This window comes from Lentibacillus juripiscarius (genome assembly GCF_042685205.1).
Lineage (GTDB): Bacteria > Bacillota > Bacilli > Bacillales > Amphibacillaceae > Lentibacillus > Lentibacillus juripiscarius.
In genome coordinates this window covers 1-23,662 of sequence record NZ_JBHUNA010000019.1, presented here as the reverse complement: position 1 = coordinate 23,662, position 23,662 = coordinate 1, and the positions used below count along the sequence as shown (strand labels likewise).

At 44.1% G+C, this 23,662-nt stretch carries 25 protein-coding genes and 1 pseudogene; 17 read left to right on the top strand and 9 right to left on the bottom strand.

What is annotated here, in order from left to right; genetic code table 11:
- Positions 1-287 precede the first annotated feature (287 nt).
- Together fumC and ACFSUO_RS08935 are read left to right on the top strand one after the other, a co-directional pair.
- Positions 288-1,673, top strand: coding sequence for a class II fumarate hydratase (gene fumC / locus ACFSUO_RS08940; RefSeq protein ID WP_382393212.1), 1,386 nt, complete (start codon positions 288-290; stop codon positions 1,671-1,673).
- Positions 1,674-1,836: 163 nt separating this feature from the next.
- Entirely contained in the window at positions 1,837-2,043 is a 207-nt protein-coding gene (locus ACFSUO_RS08935; RefSeq protein ID WP_129675953.1) for an alpha/beta-type small acid-soluble spore protein, read from the top strand.
- A 143-nt stretch (positions 2,044-2,186) separates the two neighbouring features.
- Here ACFSUO_RS08935 and ACFSUO_RS08930 read toward each other — a convergent pair whose 3' ends face one another.
- Positions 2,187-3,284 (bottom strand): ABC transporter ATP-binding protein, encoded by a 1,098-nt coding sequence (locus ACFSUO_RS08930; RefSeq protein ID WP_382393209.1) that lies wholly within the window; start codon positions 3,282-3,284, stop codon positions 2,187-2,189.
- A gap of 108 nt (positions 3,285-3,392) precedes the next feature.
- Positions 3,393-4,265: a PucR family transcriptional regulator gene (locus ACFSUO_RS08925; RefSeq protein ID WP_382393207.1), complete on the bottom strand. Its 873-nt coding sequence runs from the start codon at positions 4,263-4,265 to the stop codon at positions 3,393-3,395.
- A gap of 154 nt (positions 4,266-4,419) precedes the next feature.
- On the opposite strand from ACFSUO_RS08925, the gene ACFSUO_RS08920 reads away from it, so the two are divergent.
- Positions 4,420-4,782: a YlbF family regulator gene (locus ACFSUO_RS08920; protein ID WP_382393205.1), complete on the top strand. Its 363-nt coding sequence runs from the start codon at positions 4,420-4,422 to the stop codon at positions 4,780-4,782.
- Positions 4,783-4,901: 119 nt separating this feature from the next.
- Positions 4,902-5,672: an enoyl-CoA hydratase gene (locus tag ACFSUO_RS08915; protein ID WP_382393203.1), complete on the top strand. Its 771-nt coding sequence runs from the start codon at positions 4,902-4,904 to the stop codon at positions 5,670-5,672.
- A 21-nt stretch (positions 5,673-5,693) separates the two neighbouring features.
- Here ACFSUO_RS08915 and ACFSUO_RS08910 read toward each other — a convergent pair whose 3' ends face one another.
- Together ACFSUO_RS08910 and ACFSUO_RS08905 are read right to left on the bottom strand one after the other, a co-directional pair.
- Positions 5,694-6,122 carry a hypothetical protein gene (locus ACFSUO_RS08910; protein ID WP_382393201.1) on the bottom strand — a complete coding sequence of 143 codons (429 nt, stop codon included), beginning with the start codon at positions 6,120-6,122 and terminating at the stop codon, positions 5,694-5,696.
- A gap of 585 nt (positions 6,123-6,707) precedes the next feature.
- Positions 6,708-6,893: a YhzD family protein gene (locus tag ACFSUO_RS08905; RefSeq protein ID WP_382393199.1), complete on the bottom strand. Its 186-nt coding sequence runs from the start codon at positions 6,891-6,893 to the stop codon at positions 6,708-6,710.
- 86 nt (positions 6,894-6,979) lie between these two features.
- Between ACFSUO_RS08905 and ACFSUO_RS08900 the strand changes: the two are divergent.
- From ACFSUO_RS08900 to ACFSUO_RS08865, 8 genes and pseudogenes are all read left to right on the top strand, one after another.
- Positions 6,980-7,482 (top strand): annotated as a pseudogene (locus tag ACFSUO_RS08900) (ABC transporter ATP-binding protein); the annotation flags it as partial.
- Between the two features lie 63 nt (positions 7,483-7,545).
- Positions 7,546-7,878 carry an ATP-binding protein DrrA1-3 family domain-containing protein gene (locus ACFSUO_RS08895; RefSeq protein WP_382393232.1) on the top strand — a complete coding sequence of 111 codons (333 nt, stop codon included), beginning with the start codon at positions 7,546-7,548 and terminating at the stop codon, positions 7,876-7,878.
- On the top strand, positions 7,871-9,121 hold the full coding sequence (locus ACFSUO_RS08890; RefSeq protein ID WP_382393197.1) for an ABC transporter permease: 1,251 nt from the start codon (positions 7,871-7,873) through the stop codon (positions 9,119-9,121). Before ACFSUO_RS08895 ends, ACFSUO_RS08890 begins: the two co-directional genes overlap by 8 nt.
- 127 nt (positions 9,122-9,248) lie before the next feature.
- Positions 9,249-10,478 carry a metallophosphoesterase family protein gene (locus tag ACFSUO_RS08885; RefSeq protein WP_382393195.1) on the top strand — a complete coding sequence of 410 codons (1,230 nt, stop codon included), beginning with the start codon at positions 9,249-9,251 and terminating at the stop codon, positions 10,476-10,478.
- 1 nt (position 10,479) lies between these two features.
- Positions 10,480-13,443, top strand: a complete 2,964-nt coding sequence (locus ACFSUO_RS08880; protein WP_382393193.1) for an ATP-binding protein — start codon at positions 10,480-10,482, stop codon at positions 13,441-13,443.
- 74 nt (positions 13,444-13,517) lie between these two features.
- On the top strand, positions 13,518-14,111 hold the full coding sequence (locus ACFSUO_RS08875) for a GbsR/MarR family transcriptional regulator (RefSeq protein ID WP_382393191.1): 594 nt from the start codon (positions 13,518-13,520) through the stop codon (positions 14,109-14,111).
- A gap of 55 nt (positions 14,112-14,166) precedes the next feature.
- On the top strand, positions 14,167-15,114 hold the full coding sequence (yhaM, locus tag ACFSUO_RS08870; RefSeq protein WP_382393189.1) for a 3'-5' exoribonuclease YhaM: 948 nt from the start codon (positions 14,167-14,169) through the stop codon (positions 15,112-15,114).
- 233 nt (positions 15,115-15,347) lie between these two features.
- On the top strand, positions 15,348-15,548 hold the full coding sequence (locus ACFSUO_RS08865; RefSeq protein ID WP_382393187.1) for a sporulation YhaL family protein: 201 nt from the start codon (positions 15,348-15,350) through the stop codon (positions 15,546-15,548).
- A 404-nt stretch (positions 15,549-15,952) separates the two neighbouring features.
- On the opposite strand, the gene ACFSUO_RS08860 is transcribed toward ACFSUO_RS08865, so the two are convergent.
- The 4 genes from ACFSUO_RS08860 to ACFSUO_RS08845 all read right to left on the bottom strand — a co-directional run bounded on the left by ACFSUO_RS08860 (position 15,953) and on the right by ACFSUO_RS08845 (position 17,796).
- Positions 15,953-16,360, bottom strand: coding sequence for a peptidylprolyl isomerase (locus tag ACFSUO_RS08860; protein ID WP_382393230.1), 408 nt, complete (start codon positions 16,358-16,360; stop codon positions 15,953-15,955).
- A gap of 12 nt (positions 16,361-16,372) precedes the next feature.
- Positions 16,373-16,843 carry a hypothetical protein gene (locus ACFSUO_RS08855; RefSeq protein WP_382393185.1) on the bottom strand — a complete coding sequence of 157 codons (471 nt, stop codon included), beginning with the start codon at positions 16,841-16,843 and terminating at the stop codon, positions 16,373-16,375.
- Between the two features lie 84 nt (positions 16,844-16,927).
- Positions 16,928-17,113, bottom strand: coding sequence for a hypothetical protein (locus ACFSUO_RS08850; RefSeq protein WP_382393183.1), 186 nt, complete (start codon positions 17,111-17,113; stop codon positions 16,928-16,930).
- 140 nt (positions 17,114-17,253) lie between these two features.
- Positions 17,254-17,796: a DUF3267 domain-containing protein gene (locus ACFSUO_RS08845; protein WP_382393181.1), complete on the bottom strand. Its 543-nt coding sequence runs from the start codon at positions 17,794-17,796 to the stop codon at positions 17,254-17,256.
- A gap of 176 nt (positions 17,797-17,972) precedes the next feature.
- Here ACFSUO_RS08845 and ACFSUO_RS08840 point away from each other — a divergent pair, with 176 nt between their 5' ends.
- Complete coding sequence (locus ACFSUO_RS08840) at positions 17,973-18,314, top strand: DUF1878 family protein (RefSeq protein ID WP_382393179.1); 342 nt, start codon at positions 17,973-17,975, stop codon at positions 18,312-18,314.
- A gap of 37 nt (positions 18,315-18,351) precedes the next feature.
- On the opposite strand, the gene ACFSUO_RS08835 is transcribed toward ACFSUO_RS08840, so the two are convergent.
- On the bottom strand, positions 18,352-18,822 hold the full coding sequence (locus ACFSUO_RS08835) for a GbsR/MarR family transcriptional regulator (RefSeq protein WP_382393177.1): 471 nt from the start codon (positions 18,820-18,822) through the stop codon (positions 18,352-18,354).
- Positions 18,823-19,184: 362 nt separating this feature from the next.
- Between ACFSUO_RS08835 and ACFSUO_RS08830 the strand changes: the two genes are divergently transcribed.
- The 4 genes from ACFSUO_RS08830 to ACFSUO_RS08815 all read left to right on the top strand — a co-directional run bounded on the left by ACFSUO_RS08830 (position 19,185) and on the right by ACFSUO_RS08815 (position 22,423).
- Positions 19,185-19,331 carry a hypothetical protein gene (locus ACFSUO_RS08830; RefSeq protein ID WP_382393175.1) on the top strand — a complete coding sequence of 49 codons (147 nt, stop codon included), beginning with the start codon at positions 19,185-19,187 and terminating at the stop codon, positions 19,329-19,331.
- Positions 19,310-20,542: a quaternary amine ABC transporter ATP-binding protein gene (locus ACFSUO_RS08825; RefSeq protein ID WP_382393228.1), complete on the top strand. Its 1,233-nt coding sequence runs from the start codon at positions 19,310-19,312 to the stop codon at positions 20,540-20,542. Before ACFSUO_RS08830 ends, ACFSUO_RS08825 begins: the two co-directional genes overlap by 22 nt.
- Positions 20,535-21,374 carry an ABC transporter permease gene (locus ACFSUO_RS08820; protein ID WP_382393173.1) on the top strand — a complete coding sequence of 280 codons (840 nt, stop codon included), beginning with the start codon at positions 20,535-20,537 and terminating at the stop codon, positions 21,372-21,374. The genes ACFSUO_RS08825 and ACFSUO_RS08820 overlap by 8 nt, the downstream gene beginning before the upstream one ends.
- Positions 21,375-21,457: 83 nt before the next feature.
- A complete protein-coding gene (locus ACFSUO_RS08815; protein ID WP_382393171.1) occupies positions 21,458-22,423 on the top strand; it encodes a glycine betaine ABC transporter substrate-binding protein in 966 nt (321 codons plus the stop codon).
- Positions 22,424-23,662: the final 1,239 nt, after the last annotated feature.

The following is a 23,662-nucleotide window of genomic DNA, read 5'->3' as shown; positions in this document are numbered from 1 at the left end:
CGCGCGAGCCGAGCCGAAAGTCGCGCGAAAATCGGAAAAGTCGCGCGAGCCGAGCCGAAAGTCGCGCGAAAATCGGAAAAGTCGCGCGAGCCGAGTTGGTGTGAGGGATTAAAGGGCAACAAAATTTACGAAAAAAGTCATCGTCAGCTTTGCTTGCCTGAATCCATCCGGTTTCATAACCATATTGTTGAGGTGGGAGCCGGATTTTCATCGTTTCCGCTAACACCCAATACCTTACTTTTGTTACAATAAAATAGGGCTATATGATACATAAGGAGGCAATTCAGATGGAATATCGGGTTGAAAAAGACACACTTGGGGAGATTAACGTACCCGCTGATAAGTATTGGGGCGCACAAACCCAGCGAAGCAAGCAGAACTTCCCGATCGGCGATGAAACGATGCCGGAAGAAGTGATTAAAGCATTTGCTATATTGAAAAAAAGTGCCGCTAAAGCAAATAGTGAGCTTGGGCTTCTGGAAAAGCAAAAAGCAGAAGCAATAGCCCATGCGGCTGATGAAATCATCAACGGTGAGCTTGATGAGCATTTTCCATTGGTTGTATGGCAAACGGGAAGCGGCACACAGTCCAATATGAATGTCAATGAAGTAATTGCTTATGCAGGAAACATCTGGCTAAAAGATCAGGGCAGTGATTTGAAGCTGCATCCGAATGATGATGTCAACAAGTCGCAAAGTTCCAATGATACCTACCCGACGGCAATGCACATCGCATTTGCTTTGAAACTGGAAGATGTCGTTCTTCCCGCTTTGCAGACGATGAAAAATACACTGCATGAAAAAATGAATGCATTTCAGGATATTGTTAAAATTGGCCGCACCCATTTGCAGGATGCAACACCATTAACTTTAGGGCAGGAGATTAGCGGCTGGCACCGTATGCTTGAAAAGTCCGAGCAAATGATCAGCGAGAGTCTGCATCATGTTAAACAGCTGGCCATTGGCGGCACTGCTGTCGGAACGGGCCTTAATGCCCATCCGAATTTCTCTGAAACGGTCACAAAAGCCATAAGTGAAGTGACTGGCAAGCCGTTCATTTCTGCTCCAAACAAGTTTCATTCGCTGACAAGTCATGATGAAGCAGTGTTTGCACATGGGGCACTCAAAGGGCTGGCTGCTGATCTAATGAAAATAGCCAATGATGTTCGCTGGCTGGCAAGCGGTCCACGCTGTGGAATCGGTGAAATATCCATTCCGGCCAATGAACCTGGAAGTTCCATTATGCCTGGAAAAGTGAATCCGACACAGAGTGAAGCACTGACGATGGTTGCTGCTCAGGTAATGGGGAATGATGCAACAATTGGATTTGCGGCAAGCCAGGGCAACTTTGAACTGAACGTATTCAAGCCTGTTATAGCCTATAATTTCCTGCAGTCCTCTCAACTGCTTGCGGACAGCATTTTGTCATTTGATGAACGTTGTGTACAAGGCATTGAGCCGAATCATGAGCAGATTGAGAAGTACTTGCGTGATTCGCTCATGCTTGTCACCGCTTTAAATCCTCATATCGGGTACGAGAATGCAGCCAAAATTGCCAAACAGGCGTTTGCTGATGATTCGACATTAAAAGAAGCAGCCGTACGTCTGGAGCTTCTGACCGAAGAACAATTTGACGAATATGTTAACCCGAAAGAAATGACGTATCCAAAATAACTGTGAAACAAGCTCACCGCCTTCAAAAGGGGCGGTGAGCTTGTTTACGTTAACGCAGCCATTATTTATTAATGGCTTTTCCCGTTCATGAAACAATTACCAGCGATAATCTGTGATAAGATTTCCGTTTCTGCTCACAATAATGCGTACAGGAGGTGATAACATGGCAAATAACAACAGCCAAAACTCAAACCAATTAGTAGTTCCTGGAGCAGAACAAGCTCTTAACCAAATGAAAACGGAAATTGCACAGGAATTTGGTGTAAACCTTGGTGCCGACACAACTTCCCGTGCGAACGGATCTGTCGGTGGTGAAATTACCAAGCGTTTGGTTCAGACTGCACAGTCTCAATTCAGTGGACAACAATAATAACGGATGGCCTCTCAGGGGAGCAGCTCCTCCCCTGACCATGACAGAGGGAAGTCTTCAAGGCTTCCCTCTTATTTTATATACGGTGACAATGGTATTTTTTACATAAATGACATATATATGCAGTACTTTTCTGTTTTTTCTTAACGGATCCGGCTTTCGGTTTCTGCATCAAAGAATAGGGCTTTGTTCATATCAAATGCCAGATCAATGGTGTCGCCGCCGCTAATATCAGAGCGAGAGTCAACCCGTGCGATGAACTCCTGATTGTCCAGTTTGGAATACAAATAGGATTCTGCCCCCATCAGCTCCGAAACATCAATTGCCGCTGAAAAGGCCGTTCCAGGTGTAGAGTTGATGAATGCTGGTTCATCATGAATATCTTCCGGACGGATGCCAAGGACAATCGGTTTGTCCGTATATCCTTGTTCCCGCAATGTTTTCATTTTCCCTTCCGGTATGCTTAGGCTCACGTCACCGCTAGTGAACTTTCCATCGTTCAGAGTGCCGTGTATGAAGTTCATGGATGGAGAACCAATAAATCCGCCGACGAACATGTTTTCAGGATAGTCATACACTTCCTTTGGCGCCCCTACCTGCTGGATGATGCCATCTTTCATGACGACAAGACGGGTAGCCATGGTCATTGCTTCGGTCTGGTCGTGTGTCACATAAATAGTGGTTGTCTGCAGACGCTGATGCAGTTTTTGGATTTCAGCACGCATTTGAACGCGCAGTTTGGCATCAAGGTTGGATAATGGTTCATCCATCAAAAACACTTTGGCATCGCGGACAATGGCCCGTCCCAGAGCCACACGCTGCCGCTGACCACCGGATAATGCTTTTGGTTTGCGGTCTAAATAATCTTCCAGGCCAAGGATTTTAGCGGCATTCTGGACACGCTTGTTAATCTCATCTTTTTTAAATTTGCGGAGTTTTAACCCGAAAGCCATGTTATCATATACGTTCATATGCGGATACAGGGCGTAATTCTGGAATACCATGGCAATATCACGGTCTTTCGGGGCGACGTCATTCATCCGGTTTTCGTCGATGTATAAATCACCGCCTGTAATCTCCTCCAGTCCTGCAATCATCCGTAATGTTGTTGATTTTCCGCAGCCGGATGGTCCAACAAATACGATGAATTCTTTATCGTTGATATGCAGATTAAAATCGTCCACTGCAAGTACATTTTTGTCATATGTTTTCTGGATTTTTTCCATTTGAAGCTCAGCCATTAGAACACTCCCCTTATGTAAGCGATTTACTCATTATTTTAGCGGAGTGCAATCACTTCCGTAAATGGCAAATGTGCACAAAGAGAGCACCTCCGTTTGTGCAGAATGTTATTTACGGGCGATAAGAGCAAGGTAAACAGTAACGGCCTGCCGGAACTCCCGTATATCGATTCCGGTTTGTTCCGTGAATTTGTCCAGACGGTATTGCAGGCTGTTGCGGTGTAGATACAATTCTTTGGCGGTGATGGATACATTGAGGCTGCAGGCAAGAAATGTTTCGATCGTTTTCAGAAGTTCATCATTATCATAGGTATCTCCCAGTACCGTATTGATCAGATTTGTCGTTGTTTCAGGATCAGCCTCGCTAATAAGGATATAAGGCATGGCATCCATATAGGACATGACCCGTTTATCGGTGTTTTCTAAAATGGTCGCCTGCTGGGTTAGTGTGTGATAAGCTTTTTTCGCTTGTGTTAACGCATACAGAAAGGGGCCGACAAAAAATCGGATTTTTACAGACAGGTCATGCATGAATATATCAATAATCGTTTCAAATGAAATACATTCTTCCGGGTTTTCTTCAATAATGACACCTTCATGCTCGTTTTCCCACAGAACAGGAACGTCTCTGGCAAAAAATTCATTTATTGCCTCTTTGAATGCTACGGGTTCCATTTGCTGCGGCGGGAATGAAAAGAAGATGAAGCGATAGGATGTGATGGAGGTACTTCGGCCGGGGTTATCCGACTGAATACATGCCTGCCACTCCTCCTCCTGCCGTGTCATTTTTGGTAAATAGGCATTGTGTGGCTGCAAAAAAGCACTGAGAAGCTGATGATCCCTGGCCGTCAGCTCGCTTTTTGCGATGCCAATCAATTCGTGTTCTGCCGTTCTGAACCAGTCATAATGTTCTGTTTCATTGGCAGGTATGTCCTGAAAATAAATGAATGAAGAAAAAATTTTGCGCAATGATTCAGCCATGAAAATCCTCTTTTCCATTGTCTTTTTTTCATTATAGCAGTATTTGTATTGAACAAAAATGAAATTTGACACGAATTAGCTTGTTTCCTGATGGTATACATGCGCTGTAACGTTTGTTATAGTTAGTTTAGCTGAAAATGAAGGAGGATCTATCGTGTCTAATATTTATGATAGTGCATATGATTTGGAAACGGCAATTCGCAACAGCGATGAATTTAAGAACCTAAAGGAAGCTTATGACGCTGTTATGGCTGATCCAAATGCGAAGCAAATGTTCGATAACTTCAGGAATACACAAATGGAATTGCAGGAAAAACAGATGCAAGGCCAGGAGATTTCCGAAGAGGAAGTAGAACAAGCGCGCAAAGTAGTTGAGCTGGTCCAGCAGCATGAGGATATTTCCAAATTGATGGAAGAAGAGCAGCGTCTGAATGTCGTCATCAATGATGTCAGCCGGATTATCACGAAGCCGCTGGAAGAATTGTATGGCAATCCGGAAGAAAAAACAAGCGAATAAGTAAGAACAGTCCGTAGTAAAAAGAAGCTGCGGGCTTTTTTTGTCTCTCAGAGCAGGATTATGCGTGCCGGTGGCGAACTTATATTATATGACAACGTTTGCAAGGGAGATGGATGATGATGAGCACTGTGCTATATGAACGAAAAAAAGGTATTTCGTATATCCGCTTGAATCGACCGGATAAATACAATGCATTGAACAGAGAAATGCTGGTGGATCTGCTCGATGTTGTCGGGCAGGCAGAAAAGAATGATGATCAGGTCGTTATCCTTACCGGACAAGGGAAAGCATTCAGTGCCGGCGGGGACATGGCCATGCTGCAGGAGTTTTCTGACAAAGCTTATTACGACGAAGTGATGGAAACCATTGGAACCATTATCCGGAAATTGTACTTGATGCCGAAGATCGTTATTTCCGCGATTCATGGTTCAGCCGCCGGGTTAGGACTCAGTCTGGCACTAACAGCCGATTATGTCGTATCCGGGCAGGAGTCGAAAATGGGCATGATGTTTATCGGCATAGGGCTGGCGCCTGATGGGGGCGGCCATTTTTGGCTGCGCGAGCGCATGGGCACACAGCGGGCAAAACAATTTATCTGGAGCAAGGAACTGGTTCAAGGTCCGGAAGCCCAAGCGATGGGGCTTATTGATGTCCTGGCTGAACAGGATGTGATGGAAGAAGCTGGTCGTATAGCGGAAAAGGTTCTGGTTTCACCGATTCAATCCATGCTACAGACAAAAGCCATTTATCATCAAAGCAATCTGGACACATTGAATAGTTATCTGGATAAAGAGCGGCAAGCACAATGGACACTCCGGAACACGGACGATCACCAGGAAGGCGTGCAGGCATTCATCGACAAACGCAAACCTGTGTTTAAAGGGAAGTAACTTTTTACTTCCCTTTTACTCTTACAATCGCAGGAGGTAAACAAAAGGTGGCATTATTTTTTTAAAGAAAAGCTCTTTCTGCATATGTTGCTGTTTTTCCATCACAGTCGATCTATACTGCGACATAGTGAAAATTCTCTTTCGTAGCACTTTCTCTCGTTCTAATGATAGATTAGTGCTTGAATTCGCTTCGGCAGAATACTTGGTGCTCGTCGTGTTGGAAGTTTTTTCAGTGAAGCAGCACTCCTCGCAGGTTGAAGTGTACTCGGTGAAGCTTTGCTTTGTGCTCGTCGTGTTGGAAGTTTTTCGACGAAGCAGCACTCCTCGCAGGTTGAAGTGTACTCGGTGAAGCTTTGCTTTGTGCTCGTCGTGTTGCAAGTTTTTCAGTGAAGCAGCACTCCTCGCAGAAGGGGGAATTTTCATCCATTGATTTGGTGAAAAGTCTCCCATTTTTTCTTTGAATTAAATCATCATTTGAAAGAAGGGGCACCTTTTCAGTGGCCTCGACTTTTGGCCTCGAGAAGCCTTCTCACGGACATTTCGGGCCGCTTTTGGGTGGATTTTGGTCTTGAGAAGCCTTCTCTCGGACTTTTCGTCCTGCTTTTGGGTGGCTTTTGACCTTGAGAAGCCTTCTCTCGGACTTTTTGGCCCGCTTTTGGGTGGCTTTTGGCCTTGAGAAGCACTCTCTCGGGCTTTTCAGCGGCGCTTTCCCGCGAGGAGGCTGAAGCCGTGCCCGCGGGAAAGAAGACACTGCGAAAAGGACGTCGGCTAAATTCGTCACGTACTGTGACAACGCCGACCCTAGAACATCCTGTTCGTCGGGGCAGATCTCGCGCTTGTACCCGAAGTGGTGAAAGCGAAGTGTATTTCCGGAACGGTAGTCCAACCTTCATCTCAATCTATTTCGCAGTTTATAGAAATTGTTAAGTAGGGCTTCATCCTTAAATGATGCAAATAACAACAATCTTTTAGAAAACAGTTAAAGAAATAAATGCCACCTTTTTGCTATAGGTTTCGATTGTAGTAGTAAACCTATTACCGATGAAATAGGACGAGTTTCGCCTCTGGAGAGACACAGCGGTGAGTGTATTCGCTGTACCCTTTTTCGGCAAGCCTTTCCTGGCCGATTTCTTTGGCTTCATCATTACTGGACGCTTCAAACGATTCATCAAGCAGTTTTTCCCCGGTTTTGTCAAAAACAGTTAGCGCATACGTTTTCATACAGAATTTTCCTCCTGAAGGTTACAAAATAATGAAACTATTATACAATTAAAACGTACCATAAAAATGGAAAGGAGAGAAGTGAAATGACACTTAAGCTGCAAGATGTTACGAAACGTTTTGGAAATACCACTGCAGTCGATCATCTTTCCATCGAAATCCCTGAAAAAGAGATGTTCGGGTTTTTAGGTGGAAACGGTGCGGGTAAAACAACGACATTCCGGATGATTCTCGGATTACTGGACATTACAGGGGGAGCTATTACATGGAATGATGATCCAATCAGTTATAAAAAAAGCCATTTGATTGGGTATTTGCCGGAAGAGCGAGGGTTGTATCCGAAACAGAAGGTCCGGGAACAACTGGTTTACCTTGCAAAATTGAGGGGGATGGACAAGAGGGAGGCCGTAACCGAGTTAGAAAGCTGGCTCGAACGTTTTAAAGTACCCGAATATATGGCAAAAGAGTGGAAGAGTTGTCGAAAGGGAACCAGCAAAAAATTCAATTTATTTCTGCAGTTATACATAAACCAAAACTGCTTATACTGGATGAGCCGTTTTCCGGACTTGATCCGATAAACGTGGAATTGCTGAAAGAGGCCGTTATCGACTTAAAAAACCAAGGAACATCCATCGTGTTTTCTTCCCATCGAATGGATCATGTAGAAGAATTATGTGAACATCTCTGTATCTTACACAAGGGGAAGCCGGTAGTGCATGGAGAACTAAAGGAAATCAAACGATCATTCGGGAAAAAGAATTTAATTGTTCATGCCGATTTTTCGGTAGAATTTTTGAAAGGTTATGCCGGGGTTCTGCGGTATAAAACTGTAGCCGAGGGCTGTGAGCTCCAAATTGAAAGTGAAACGGTTGCCAAAGAAATTTTCACAGAACTTAATGGAAAAGGATTCGTTCGCAAATTTGAGCTGGAAGAACCTTCACTGAATGATATCTTTATCGAGAAGGCGGGTGCTTCGTATGAATAAGTTCTGGACAATTATGGCGCATACATATATGACGCGCTTTAAAACAAAGTCATTTTTAATCAGTACACTTATTTCGCTGCTATTTATCTATGGTATCGTAAATATTCAAACGATAACTGAAACATTTACCAGTGATGAGGCGGACGAAATTGCTGTTTTGGATGAAACAGGCCAATTATTCACCCCGCTGGAAAAAAGCGTGGAAGGTACAAGTGATGAACTAGATCTGGTCGCATTTGAAGGGACAAAAGAAGATGGGAAAGAGGCAGTGCAGGATGAGGATTATACCGCACTTGTTACATTGTCGCTAAATAGTAAGCAGTTGCCGGAAGCAGTTTACTATGCTAATAACATTGCCGAGGCTGGACAGCAAACGGTTATTGAACAGCAATTGCAGCAGCTGAAAGTAGCAGCCGCAACAGAGCAGGCAGGTATTGATCAGGCAACCATCACGGAAATATATAAACCTGTCACATTTGATAAGGTTGCATTGGATGAAGATGCCAAGACTTCTGAAGAATTAAATCAGGCAAGAGGCATTGTATATGTCATGTTATTTTTGCTGTATATATCGGTTATCATTTATGGAAATATGATTGCAACTGATGTCGCAACTGAAAAGTCGTCTCGTGTGATGGAGATATTAATATCCAGTGCATCACCGGTCACGCATATGTTTGCTAAAATAATCGGTATCGCATTATTGGGACTGACGCAAATTGTACTCATTGTAGGGTTTGGCTATTTCATGATTACCGCTAAGCAGGATGAGCTAACAGGCGGCATTTTTCAATCCTTTGGCATTCAGGAAACATCTGCTTCTGTTTTCATTTATGCAGTCGTGTTTTTCGTATTAGGCTACTTATTGTATGCGACACTAGCCGCCATGCTGGGCTCGCTTGTCAGCAGACTGGAAGATGTGCAGCAGATGATTTTGCCGATGACCTTCCTGGTTATGATTGCATTTTTTATTGCCATGTTCGGACTGAATATGCCGGAATCAACGCTCGTTACGGTAGCTTCCTATATTCCATTCTTTTCACCGATGCTCATGTTTTTACGCGTTGGCATGCTGGATACGCCGGTCTGGGAAGTTGCACTGTCCATCGGTATCCTGGCCGTAACCATTGCTTTATTTGCAGTGATAGGTGCCCGCGTTTACAAAGGTGGCGTATTAATGTATGGCCGCTCTGCTTCCCTGAAGGATTTCAAAAAAGCAATCGAACTGTCCAAAAAAGATTAACCAAGTGGGTCGGCTGTGATGCCGGCCCTTTTCAATATCTCTTTTATCCACAATTCGAACGTGCATTCGTTTCTGAGGTTTGGTAAAATGAAGGAAAGAAGACGTTCGACAGGAAGCAGGGAGATCTATGGGAGAACTATCATTCATCCATGCCGCGGATTTGCATCTGGACAGTCCATTTAAAGGGCTGTCACACATGCCGGAATCTATTTTCCATAAGGTGAAAAACAGTACATTCGAAGCATTGGACAGGCTAGTAACGGCCGCTATTGATCGGCAGGTGGATTTTGTGCTAATGGCCGGGGACTTATTTGATAATGAAAAACAGAGCCTGAAAGCACAGGTCCGGCTCCGGAATGCGTTCGAAAAACTGAACCGCCACCACATAAAGGTATACATGTCACACGGAAACCATGATTTTTTATCCGGAAACAATCATCCGATTACATACCCGGATAATGTGTTTGTGTTCTCCAGTGAGACGGTTGCCCATGTCACGTATGCGAAAAATAAGGAAACGCTGGCTGCTATTTACGGTTTTAGCTATGAAAAGCGTTCGGTCACAGCAGAAAAAGCACAGGAGTATGATCCGGTATCTGACTCTATTCCTTATCATATTGCCATGCTTCACGGAAGTGTCTATAGCAATACCGAGCATGACGTGTACGCACCGTTTCACATAACGGATTTAACCGGGAAGGATTTTGACTATTGGGCACTTGGGCACATCCACCAGCGCGAAATACTGAAAGAGGATCCGCCGGTTGTTTATCCCGGGAACATACAGGGCAGAAGCAGCAAGGAAGCGGGACCAAAAGGCTGTTACCATGTGGCGTTGTCAGAAAAAGGCACGGAGCTGACATTTCTGCCCCTGCAGTCGATTCTGTTCAGGAAACTGTCTGTGGATATTTCCGGTTGTGAGGAAGCCCATGAGCTCGAGCGGGTGATTTTGCAGAAAGTTGAAGACACGAAGGAGCAGACCGGCCCAGAATTGGTTCACCTGTTATTAACCGGCATTCCGGATCATTTACGGGAGTGGGAACAGGCGGTTGAGGAAATCGTGCAGCTTGTGAATGAAACGCTGATGCATCGGAATGACTGGACGTATATTTACCGATTCGAGTTTTCCCGGCCGAAGCAGGATCCCTTCCGAATGCTGAAAGAAGGCAGTCATTTTGCCGGAGAATTGCTTCGGCATGCGGATGAGACTTCCATCCAGCCTTATCTGGATGAGCTTTACCGGCACCGGCAGGCAAAAAAATATGTGCAGGCAATGACGCCGGAGCAGGAATCGCGAGTAAAAGAGAGAGCAAAGCAGCTGCTGATCGATGAGCTGCTGCATCATGGGGGTGATTAATGTGCATATAAAAAAAGCGGATATTTTTGGCTTTGGGAAGTGGGTCGACCACACGATTGACTTCACCGATGAACCGTTTATCTGTGTATATGGAGACAATGAATCAGGCAAGACAACTATTCAGCAGTTTCTATTATTTATGCTGTTTGGAATGCCCCCAAAAAAACGGGCGGGATACAAGCCGAAAATGAGCGGGAAAATGGGTGGAAGGCTGACGGTTGATGATCCGGAGGCCGGTGAGTTTGTTATTGAACGCCTGCATGATGTGCAGAATGGAAAGGCGGTCTGCTATACACCGGATGGGCAGGAACATGACGAAACATGGCTGCAGGACCGGTTAAAAGGAATGACGAAAGAAACGTATCAATCTATTTTTTCCTTTTCGGCTGTTGATCTGCTCGACATCCGCAGTATGCGCGAGGAAGAGCTGGGCGAGGTGCTGCTGGGAATTGGCATGACTGGTTCCAATAGCATTCACGCGCTGGAAAAACGGTTGGATGCTCAATTGGGGGAACGGTTCAAGCCGTTTGGCAAGAAACCGGAAATCAACCAGCAGCTTGCATCAGTAGATACGCTGTTCCAATCATTACAGCAATACCGGGAAACGGAAGGGGATTACCGGAACAAAAAGGAAGTGCTTCAACAACTGAACGATGAACTAGGGCAATTGCAGGATGAACTGACTAAGTCAAAGGATGCCATATTTCGGCTCGAGAAAAAACGCCAGGCGCTGCCCATCCTGAAAGAATATCAGCACGTGCTTCAGCAGCTGCAAACGTATCCTGACCCGTTTTCGTTCCCTGAACAAGGCATGAAACGCCTCGAACAACTGAACGAAAAGCTGCTTCCCCTTAGAAGTGAACTATCCGTGTTGCGCCATAACCTTAACGAATATACGTCCAAACGGAATGCCATCTGGAATAGCTTTTTTGATGATGCTGTCTATGAACAGCTTGAATCAATTTTGGAGCAAAAGCAACAATGGCTTGACGTGCATAAAAGCTTGAACGGGTACGGAGAAACCATTCAGAAGCTGGAGTGGCAAATTCATGCGGAAATGGAACAGTTGAATGTCGGTATAACTGCTGAAGATCTGCAGTGGCTGCAGCTGCCTTTTTCCGCGGAAAAGACGTGGAATCAGCTGAAAAGTGATATGGATCAGGTCATGGTAACGAAAGAACAGCTGGAGGAAGAACACCGGCAGCTGCTGAAAGAAGAGGAGTACCTACATGTACAAAAGGATAAACAGCAGGCATCTCTGGCAGATACCGAACGGGAAAAGGAGTTGCAGGAAACGGTCCATCAGTACCATCGGCAGAAACAGATGCTTCACGATCAGGATGAACAGACGTGGAATTGGGATCAGCTGAAAAAACAGAAAGAAAAGCAAGCCGCAGCCTGGCTTACCGGTGGAATTGCTGCGGCTGTTATCCTTAGTGTACTTGCATTCATTACAGACAGAATGACTTTATTGGGCATCTCCGGCGTCATTTTGGCTGCCTCCATCGGGCAATGGACAGCAGGGAAACGATCCCACCGGGAAATGGAGCGGATGCTTGTATCTAAAAAACCTGCATCTGGTGAAATAACGGAAAACGAAAAACAAGAAGCCGAAAAGACTCTAGCTGCGAATGATGAGATGAAACAGGAACTGTCAATCGTCCAGGAAAAATTGCGGTCAAATGAGATGACCTTTTTGAAATGGGAGGAGAAGAAGTCTGGGCTGGAACAGCGGGAGAACCGAGTGCAAAGGCAAATTAAAGAGCAGTGGAAGCAGTACCCATTTTTGGAACAAATGGATTCTGCTCACTGGCCGGCACTTTTCCATCCTCTTAAACATGTGCTTGAATTGCACCGTGATAAACAACGGCAGGAACAGGCATACGAGCAGCAGCTGCAGAAAAGCCGGCACTTTGATGAACGGATTGATCATTTTTTCCATGAATTGAAATGGGATATAGCCGGTAAATCGACCACGGATAAAGTAAAGGAAATGGAGAACGTGCAGCAGGAATACTGGAACGGCCTGTCCAGGATAGACCAGTATGATGAATGGATTGCCGATACGGAAGCCAAGCAGCGGGAAGTACAGCAAAAAATGCAGGTTTATGATGAAGAAATTGCACATCTTATGGATATGGCCGGTACTGAGACGGAAGAAGCATTCCTGGCAAAGGGCAAGCAGCTGGAAGAAAAACAGAATCATGCCGCCAAGATGTCTGAATTGGACAATCAGCTGGCAAGAATATTGCCAGGAGATGACTATGAAAGGCTACCTGCTATGGAGCTTCCGGAAGAACATACACTTGAAGCGAACTATGAAAAAGAGTCAGACCGTACCAGCAGGATTGAGCAGGAGCTGGAACAAAAACGGCAAGAGCGCGCTGACATACATGCAGCTTTATCCGGACTGGAATCATCGGAATCGTACTCTGAGACGCTGCACCGTTTTACAACGGAACAGGAGAAGCTTGAGCGACTGGCGGAAGAATGGGCAGTTTTAAAATCAGCCAAAGAAATCCTCGCTGAAACCAAACGTAACTATCGCCGCAACTATTTGGAACAGGCCATCGAAAAAACGACACATTATTTTCACTTGCTAACGGAAAAGGCATACGGTAAAATTTATCCGCCGGAAGGAACGCAGTCTTTTCAAGTTGAAGCCCGTAATGGCATCAGGTATGATGTGAACGAATTGTCGCAAGGAACAATTGATCAGTTATACGTTTCCCTAAGATTGGGTATAAGTGAAGTGATGAGTGAAAAGCATCGGCTACCATTCATTATTGATGACGCATTTGTCCATTTTGATCCTGTCCGGACGAAGCGGATTGCCGAATTGCTTGCAGGGGTTTCCGAACAGCAGCAGGTGATGCTGTTCACGTGCAAGCCGGATGTGATGGACGCTGCGGCGAATGTGAGCCGGGCTGATTCAAAAAGTTCTATTCGCATTCCATTGTCATAAATGATAAACTAATTTCAGATAAAGTGAAACTAAACGGAAAGCTGTCATAGATCATAAAAAATGAAAGAAAGCATATGGAGGGAATTCCAGTGCAAAATGACGAAAATACTTCCATTGAAGCGATAAAGCACGAAGAGACAATTGAAAAATTCATCCAGGTGATTGCCAAAAATATGAACTTATACGGTATTACTTCCTCTGTGGGACGGTTATACGGGGTTCTGTATTTTTCGGATGAACCAATGACACTGGATGATATGCGCAATGCCCTTGAAATGAGTAAAACAAGTATGTCGACCGGTGTCCGCACCCTATCGGATATGAAAATGGTCGAATCAACTTTCCGAAGAGGTATCCGCAAAGACCTGTATCAGTCAGAAGAAGACTGGTATAAGTCATTCACGTCATTGTTTGCCAATCGCTGGCGCCATCATACAGAGACAAATATTGAAGAGGCTGATGAGACAATACGGGAACTGCGGAAGCTCACACGGAAAACAGATAATCAGGAGCTCTGCGACAGGATTGAACGTGATATCGACAGACTGGAATATGCAAAGAACTATTATAAGTGGCTGATGGATTTTATCCAGCTTGTCGATTCGGGCAAGATATTTGAATACTTGCCAAGACATGATGAAGACGAGAATAGTGATTCTGCGGATTGATTTTTCGGGTCAATCCTTTTTATTTAAGAGGTAGTTCAAGGGGGAGGGAAGTACATTGAAAAAGGGGATAGGTCATTACAGTATTGGGGATGCATTTGATGATTTTATTTTGGTTAAATCTTCTTCCAGAGGGGTTGCCAGCAATGGGAAGCCATTTCTGACATTAATCCTTAGGGATGCGACCGGTGAAATCGAAGCGAAACTATGGGATATCACAAAAGAGGATGAAGAGGTGTTTGTTGCAGAACAGATTGTCAGGCTTTCCGGAGAGGTCAATCAGTTCCGTGGAAAACCACAGTTGAAAATCTTCTCCATCAGGCTATCCAGTGAGGCTGATGGCGTCCGTTTGTCTGATTTTGTCGCGAAAGCCCCGGTGGAAAAGGAAGTCCTGATAGATAAATTGACGGAAGCCATTTTTGAAATGGAAAACCCGTCATTGCAGCGGATTGTTCGGGCGCTAGTTAAAAAACATCAGGAAAAACTGCTGACATACCCTGCCGCATCAAAAAATCACCATGAGTATGTGTCAGGATTGGCCCATCATATTGTCAGCATGCTGGATTTGGCGCGGAGTATGCATACGCTGTATCCGGAAACCAACAAGGACTTGTTGTATGCGGGCGTTATTTTGCATGACCTTGGAAAGGTGAAGGAATTATCCGGTGTCGTTACCACCTCCTATACATTGGAGGGAAAACTGATTGGACATATTCCACTGATGGTAGAAGAAATTGGAAATATGGCAAAAGAGCTGCAAATTGATGGGGAAGAAGTATTGATTCTGCAGCATTTAATCCTATCCCATCACGGCAAGGCAGAATGGGGAAGTCCTAAACCGCCGCTGATACGGGAGGCAGAACTGCTCCATTTGATTGATCTGGCTGATGCACGGATGCATATGCTGAACCGTGCGCTCGCGAAGGTTAATCCGGGTGAATTTACGGATCGATTATTCGCACTGGATAACCGGTCATTTTACAAACCATCGTTTGAAGAAAGCTAGAAAAATAATTGGAATTATTCCGCCTGCTTGTTCATATATGTCTAATAGTGCACGTTCAAAAAGGAGGATAAAAAGGACCGAGAATTTCGAGGCGGCGCAGCTTTGAGTAGCGGAGTGTATGCAATGTAATACATGAGCAACGGAAAAGCAAGCCAACGAAGAAATTCGATGTGTCATTTTTACCGGACTTTTTGAACAACCTTTAATAGATTTATGGACAAGGGGGCGTAAGTATGATTCTTGGACTGCCTTGGTGGGTTTTCATGATGATCCTTTTCATCTTTTTGAGCGGATATATGGCTTTCAGGGCGATGCGGGCCGAACAAAAACTGGAAAAGCACTATATCGAACAGGAAGGCAAAGTGTACATTGACCGGATTAGACAGGAGCGGGAACAGCGCCAGGAGCAAAAACAGCGGCAGCCATCTCATTAAGAGAATAGAATATCCGAAATAAAAAAGACGAACCCATTTAAATCATGGATTCGTCTTTTTTGCAGTTAAGAAAGTATAAATACTGGCTATTCACCAAAATCTATGGTTGACAAATTAGATGTCATTTTGACGTTAGCAGTCGCTTCGGAAAAACACTACGCTTTCCGTGGGCTTGTCCTCAGCCTCCTCGAAAAAGAAGATCGCTTTTTCTGCGGGGTCTTCACACTGCGCATTCCCACAGGAGTCTCCATGTTTTTCCTCCGCTAGCTAGTTTTACTACCATATTCACTCATTTCAACCATAGATTTTGGTGTTGACCCTAAATACTTTCTTACTGCATAAGTGCAACTAAGGCTTTTGCCATCAGAGCTTGGCGATAAGCCTTAGTTTTCTAATGTTTCACGTTAGTTTTTCTTTTTCTCTGCGGATGCTTTCTGAGCAAATATATCTTTCAGACCTTCCGCTTTTACATCAATGTCAGCATCATTCAATAGTCCTTGAACTTTTTTCTGTGCCTTTTGAACATCCATCTTCTGGTTGATGATTTGGCGTCGAATGTTGTTTTTATTGTCCTTGAATGAACCAATATCCTCTTCTTTCTCACGCTTGTCCGTCACTTTAATAATGTGATAGCCGTGTTCGGTCTTGACCGGGTCACTGACATCCCCTTTGTCCATGCTGTAGGCTTTGTCTTCAAACGCCGGGACCATTTTTCCGGTAGAGAAGTATCCGAGGTCGCCGCCTTTTTCAGCGGATGCTTTATCTGTTGAATACTCTTTGGCCAGTTCAGCAAAGTCTCCGCCGTTATCCAGCTTTTTCTTTACTTACTTAGCTTTTTCTTTTTTATCGACTAGAATGTGTTTGGCCTTAACTTCGGTTTTCATCCGTTCATATTTTTCTTTCAGCTCTTTTTTGGAAATATCCATGTCCTCTGCTACAGCTTCTTCCTGCAGGAGGCTGAGTTTGAGCATTTTGCGGAATGCCTGTTCATCTTTAAACCCTTGCCGCTGAAGAACGGATTGGAACTGATCACCCAGCTGGTCTTTCACATTCTGCACTTCTTTATCAATCTGTTTGTCGCTTACGTCGTACTTATCGTTCAATACTTCCACCGTGACCAATTCCCGGAGGACAGATTCCCCGTAACGGTCCTTCAATTCCTGGTAAAAATCATCTTTCGTAATGTTGCCTGCATTTGTTTCTGCGACTACTTCAGAATCTCCTTCACCTGAATTGCAAGCTGTGAGTGTAAAGATGCTTGCTGTCAGTGTTACGGCAATGGCTGCTTTTTTCATATTTTCCCACTCCTGTTTGATTTTAACATCATTAGATTATTTAATAACTATACCATATTTTATCTTCTATACGAAATAGTGACGTTATGTCATCGCATTCAATACTTTCATATAAGAGGATACCAATAATATTAAAACCATAATATTTATGACACGGAACATGGTGGATTGCTTTTTTTCTTTCATCTCCATTTTCATGCAGAATTGATGTGTCAATGAATTAAAAATGAGCAATACAAAAACTGCGTAAAATGGAAAAATCATTGTCATGCAAAAACCCCCTTACGAAATCACCCATCGTTTATACTGTATCAAAAGTTGAATGACATGAACAGAGTAAATTGCATTCAAGATATAAAAAAACCAGGCACCTGATTCCTCATAAGCGAGGCTATGCCCGGATTTTCACTTTATGATGATTTGACAAGGATGGCAATCTCGTTGTTGCTGTTTTCAATATAGGCTTCTTTTGGCGCCTTCGAAATATATAGGATATACAGGAAGTCAGTAAAGGTCATCCCGATATGAATCGATGTGAAAATCAGGAAGTAAACATAATAGCCACTGAAAAAGTATGCCGCCATTACACCGGGTATGGTGATAAGAAGTGTCGGTGCAACCGCAGCCAGCAGTGAGGCTTTTTTGGAAACATATTTTTTTGTATAATAATTGATATTGGAAAAGAAAATGGTATTCTGCTTATAAATCAGTCGCGCTTGTTTATTCATCATGATCAGCGGCAGCATGTGCATGAACACGTGTATGAACGGCATGAAAAGAATCGCTATTAGTAGCGGGAAAATGCCGAACTCATCTAAATCGGGCATGCCGTGCCTGATGGAGATGGGCACATATAGAAATACAAAGGATAAGAGGCCAGTCAAAAATGATTGCAGATATAATCGGTTCAGTCCATACTGTTTATGCAAATTAATGATTTTAAGGCAATTCATTTTTGATCCCCTCCCCGTTTTTATAAATCCGATTTTCCTCTAAGATAATAGTACGGAAAGATACAAAAAGCAATAGGTTTTCAGGAAAAAATATGCCCATTTTTAACGCGGCTTGAAATACCGCCGTATCAATAGTTTGAAATGTTTTGAGAATATGGTGCTGGAGGCTGGTTCAAGTGGAAAATGAAAAAGATTATTCAACGAAAACCTTTCATATTCAATTGCTGACGAAAACCATGGACATGGAGCAGTATCCACTCGTCAGAATGATTATTGAAAATAATATCAGCAAACAGGAATACGACGAATTATTCGAGCATTTGGAAGGCTTGTACCAGCAGTATACGATGCAAAAAGAGGAGGGACTACTGGATTTCACATCTCTCTTGGTTCATTTTGCAGGCATGCTAAATGTGAAACTGCATCCGGATGCGGTGATTGCTGCACTAAAAAAAGAAGGATACTATCCTTCTTTAATGGACGTGTTTATGCAGATTTTAAAGGAAAATGGAAGATGAGATATCCAATCAGTTAGTTGCCAGGTGAGATGGAAAGTCATTCATCGTTCAGGTGGCGAAATGATGACTCAATCCGTTTGTGGAAATCAATAATTTCGTTTAGATTATCAGCAATTCCTGGGTTATTCACAGCACGGTCTTCAAGCTCCTCCCGTATGTTCTCCAGTGAGTCCTTCTGATGGCTGGATGCATCCAGCCACTTATTCACATAATTGTTCATGAACGTTTTGAATAATTGTGTATTTGCTTCATATAAGTCTTTGCGTACGCCTTTTTTCCAGACACGGGTGACAAGATTGGAATCAGACAAGCTGCGAATGCTTGTACTCATCGATGTCTTACTTTTTCCCAGTGCCTCGCCCATTTCATCAAGTGTCTGCGGCTCTTCCTGAAGGTACAGATAAACAAAAAGCCTGGCCTCGGCTGGGGTCAAGCCGAACAATTCAATTGTTTTGGCAAATTCAATAATTATTTTATTTGTAAACTTTTCAGTAGTAGACCCGCACATAAAATCCCCCTATAAGTCCTGGTACATAAAGGTTACACCAAAAACAACAGTAATAAAAATAGTGGGTTGGCAAGTAAATTGGCGCAAAATGGAGAAATCAAAAGAACAAACTTGTACAATTACGTACAGAATAAACTGTACAAAAAAAACATACAAAATCAACGGTATTTAACATTTGAATTATACAGACCTTTCGAATATAGTATTAAGAGTGGATGACGAAGCGAGGGCAGTCCAAAATATGAATGAAAGCCAAATGGAATAAGTTTGGTTTCGTTTTATTCATTTAAACTGATAGAAAAGGACCAAGACTATTATCCTCGTCAGCGAATACATCAATTAAAAGAAGGGGGAAAAGCGGTGTGGTAGATGACTCCGCGAACATAGGCAAAAACTATCAATCTAATTTTCTGGCAGCTCCGGCATTGCTTGCAGTTACCAGGATAGGATTAAGAAGAAAAACGGACGTAAAAACCGGGATTCTGAAATTAAGCGAGGTGAAAACATGAGTACAATTAAGGTAGACAGACTGACGAAGATTTTCGGCAGACGTCCGAAGCAAGCCGTGAAATACCTGGAAGAAAATAAATCAAAAGATGAAATCCTGGATTTAACAGGGATGACGGTAGGTGTCAATCAGGCATCGTTTGAGGTTCAGGACGGAGAAGTCTTTGTCATCATGGGCTTGTCAGGAAGCGGTAAATCGACACTTGTCCGCATGCTGAACCGGCTGATTGAACCCACTTCAGGTGATGTATGGCTTGGTGATGAAAACATTACAGAAATGAATAAAGAACAACTGCGGGACATGCGCAGAAAGAAAATGAGCATGGTTTTTCAAAATTTTGCACTCCTTCCGCATAAAACCATTCAAAAAAATGCGGAGTACGGCCTGGAAATCCAGGGGATCGACAAAGATGAACGTGCCAAAAAAGCAACAGAAGCGCTTGAACTGGTTGGTCTCGGCGGTTATACGGACAAGTATCCAAGTGAACTTTCCGGCGGTATGCAGCAGCGTGTCGGCTTGGCAAGAGCACTTGCCAATGACCCTGAGATTCTACTGATGGACGAGGCATTCAGTGCGCTCGATCCACTGATCCGCAAAGATATGCAGGATGAGCTGATGGATTTGCAGCAGTCCGTGCATAAAACGATTATCTTCATTACACACGACTTGAACGAAGCGCTTCGCATCGGTGACAGAATTGCTTTGATGAAAGATGGCAGTATTGTACAAGTTGGTACGGCGGAGGAGATTTTGATGGATCCGGCTAACGATTACGTTGAACGTTTTGTTGAAGACGTTGATCTGTCGAAAGTACTTACTGCCGGCCATGTTATGAAACGGGCAGAAAGCGTATCCGTTGATAGAGGTGCCAATGTAGCTTTAAGGCTAATGAAAGACAGTGGCCTTTCCACCATTTATGTCGTGGATAAAAAGAAAAAATTGCTCGGATATGTAACCGCGGACCAGGCAGCGGAGGCAGCTAAAAAGGAGAAAGGACTTGAAGAGATCCTAACTTCCGATATACCAACGGTTCAAACGGATACGCTGCTTGCAGACGCCTTTGAGCCAATGGCCGACGATAAAGCACCACTATCAGTTGTCGATGAGTCTGGAAAGCTTGTAGGAATCGTTGTTCGCGGTTCGGTTATTGGTGCATTAGCCGGCAACGATGATGTACTGAATGGAAATGGGGGTGAAGTAATCAATGGATAATACCGGTCAACTCTTCCCCAAATTGCCACTGGCAAGCTGGATTGAATCATTTGTTGATTTTTTGACAACGTATCTTTCGGCATTATTTGATACTATTTCAACCGTTATAGAATTTGTGACGGAGAATTTTGTCATGCTGATGGAATTGGGACCACCAATTGTGCTTATTATACTGATTGCACTCTTAGCATGGTGGGTGGTGAACTGGAAACTGGGTCTGTTTGCATTGATAGGACTTGGGTTAATCAACAATCTTGGCTATTGGCCAGAATTGATTGAAACCATTTCACTCGTTGTTATATCTGTTTTAATTTCCATGATCATTGGTATTCCAATAGGGATTTGGATGTCGCAGAAAGGTTCCGTACAGGCAGTTATAACTCCAATTCTTGACTTTATGCAGACGATGCCTGCCTTTGTTTATTTGATTCCGGCAGTTGTCTTCTTCAGTCTGGGCATGGTGCCAGGTGTTGTTGCAACCATCATTTTCTCCATGCCGCCTACTGTAAGGCTCGCAAACCTTGGTATCCGGCAGGTCGATCAGGAACTTATTGAAGCATCAAATGCATTTGGTTCCTCTACCGGACAGAGACTGACAAAAGTTCAAATACCACTTGCCATGCCAACAATTATGGCAGGTATCAACCAGACGATTATGCTTTCATTATCGATGGTTGTTATCGCCTCCATGGTCGGGGCACCTGGTCTTGGCACGGTCGTTTACAGGGCTGTAACGCAGGTTGCTATCGGACCAGGGTTTGAAGGTGGACTATCACTTGTTATTCTTGCGATGCTGCTTGACCGCATTACGCAGGGAGCAAATAAAAATTAAGCATGTTCACGGGTTTTCTGCATCATTCATGATGTGAAGACCCGAGACATATAAAAACATTATTTTAAGGAGGTCAATTTCTTATGTTTAAGAAATTAAGATTTTTAGGTTTAGCTGCTGTACTTGTGCTGGTTATTGCACTTGCAGCATGTGGTGGCGGCAGTGATGAAGGAAGTGAAAGCGACTCCGGCTCCGACGACAGTGGTAACAGTGACGGCGGCGACAGCAGCAGCGGTGTAGAACTTGGTGAATCAGAACTAACTGTTCCTTACGTTGCTTGGGCAGGCGCTATGGCTCGTACACCCCTGGTTAAGCAGGTACTTGAAGAAGTAGGGTACACTGTGGAACCAAAACAGGTTGACGCAGGCGCGATGTGGACAAGTGTTGCCAACGATGATTCATCATTTATGACGGCTTCATGGCTCCCGGCGACACACCAGTCCTACTGGGAAAAGTACCAGGACGATGTGGAAGCTGTCGGTGCATTTGTTGACAAAGCTCCACTTGCCATGACGGTTCCATCCTATATGGATGTTAACTCTATTGAGGACCTAAAAGGCAATAAGGAATTGGGTGAAGCAGTAGACTGGGAAATTACCGGTATTGACCCGGGTGCAGGCGTCATGCAGAATACGGAAACAGCAATTGAAGAATATGGTCTGGACAAATGGGAACTAAAGCCAAGCTCTGAAGGTGCCATGCTTTCAGAACTGCAGAAGAAAATCGATAATGAAGAACCAATTATTATTCCGGGTTGGAAACCACACTGGATGTTTGCGGAAATGGATCTGAAAATGCTGGAAGACCCTAAAGAAGTATACGGTGGTGAAGGTGACCGTATCGAAGCTATTGCACATACAAGCTTCAAAGAAGATTCTCCAGCAGCATATGAAGTGCTGAAGCGTTTGACAGAAGATTACGATACGGAAATGGAGAACAAACTACTGGTTGAAATCAATAATGGTACAGAAGCAGCAGATGCAGCAAGCCAATTCCTCGAAGACAATCCTGATCTTCTTGAAAAATGGACAGAAGGCATCGGTGAGTAATCTGTAAATAAACGTAAAAAGGCTGTCTCATAAGTTGAGACAGCCTTTTTATGTGCACCATTACCATAGATGGTCTAAAACTAGGCTATTTTCTAATAGACTGTTGTTTTTTATCACCTTAAAAAATGTAAAGCTGCTGAACAATTTCTATAAACTGCGAAATAGATTGAGATGATGGTTGGACTACCGTTCCGGAAATACACTTCGCTTTCACCACTCCGGGTACAAGCGCGAGATCTGCTCCGACGAACAGGATGTTCTAGGGTCGGCGTTGTCGCAGTACGTAACGAATTTAGCCGACGTCCTTTTCGCAGTGTCTTCTTTACCGCAGGCACGACTTCAGCCTCCTCGCGGGAAAGCGCCGCTGAAAAGCCCGAGAGAAGGCTTCTCAAGACCAAAAGCCACCTAAAAGCGGGACGAAAAGTCCGAGAGAAGGCTTCTCAAGGCCAAAAGCCGTCCAAAAGAGGGCCAAAAAGTCCGAGAGAAAGCTTCTCAAGGCCAAAAGCCACCTAAAAGCGGACCAAAAAGTCCGAGAGAGAGCTTCTTAAGACCAAAAGCCATCCAAAAGCGGGCCAAAAAGTCCGAGAGAAGGCTTCTCAAGGCCAAAAGCCATCCAAAAGCGGGCCAAAAAAGTCCGAGAGAAGGCTTCTCAAGGCCAAAAGCCACCTAAAAGCAGCCCAAAAAGTCCGAGAGAAGGCTTCTCGAGGCCAAAAGCCACCTAAAAGCAGCCCAAAAAGTCCGAGAGAGAGCTTCTTAAGGCTAAAAGTAGAGGCCACTGAAAAGGTGCCTCTTTTTTCAAATGATGATTAATTCAAAGAAAAAATGGGAGACTTTTTCACCAAATCGATGGATGAAAATTCCCCCTTCTGCGAGGAGTGCTGCTTCGTCGAAAAACTTGCAACACGACGAGCGCAAAGCAAAGCTTCACCGAGTACACTTCAACCTGCGAGGAGTGCTGCTTCACTGAAAAACTTGCAACACGACGAGCACAAAGTATTCTGCCGGAGCGAATTCAAGCACTCAATCATCACTAAAACCAGGAAAACGTCGCTAAAGAGAATTTTCACTATGTCGCAGTTTATATCAACTGCGTTGGAACAACAACAACGTTTTCGAAAAGAGCCAAACATAAAAACCCTCCAGCTAATGGTGGATAGCAGCTGGAGGGCTTTTTGTGCGACGGGCAGTCGCACCTAGTGTAGATTACTACACTGAACTAACTTTTAAAGGATTGGAGTA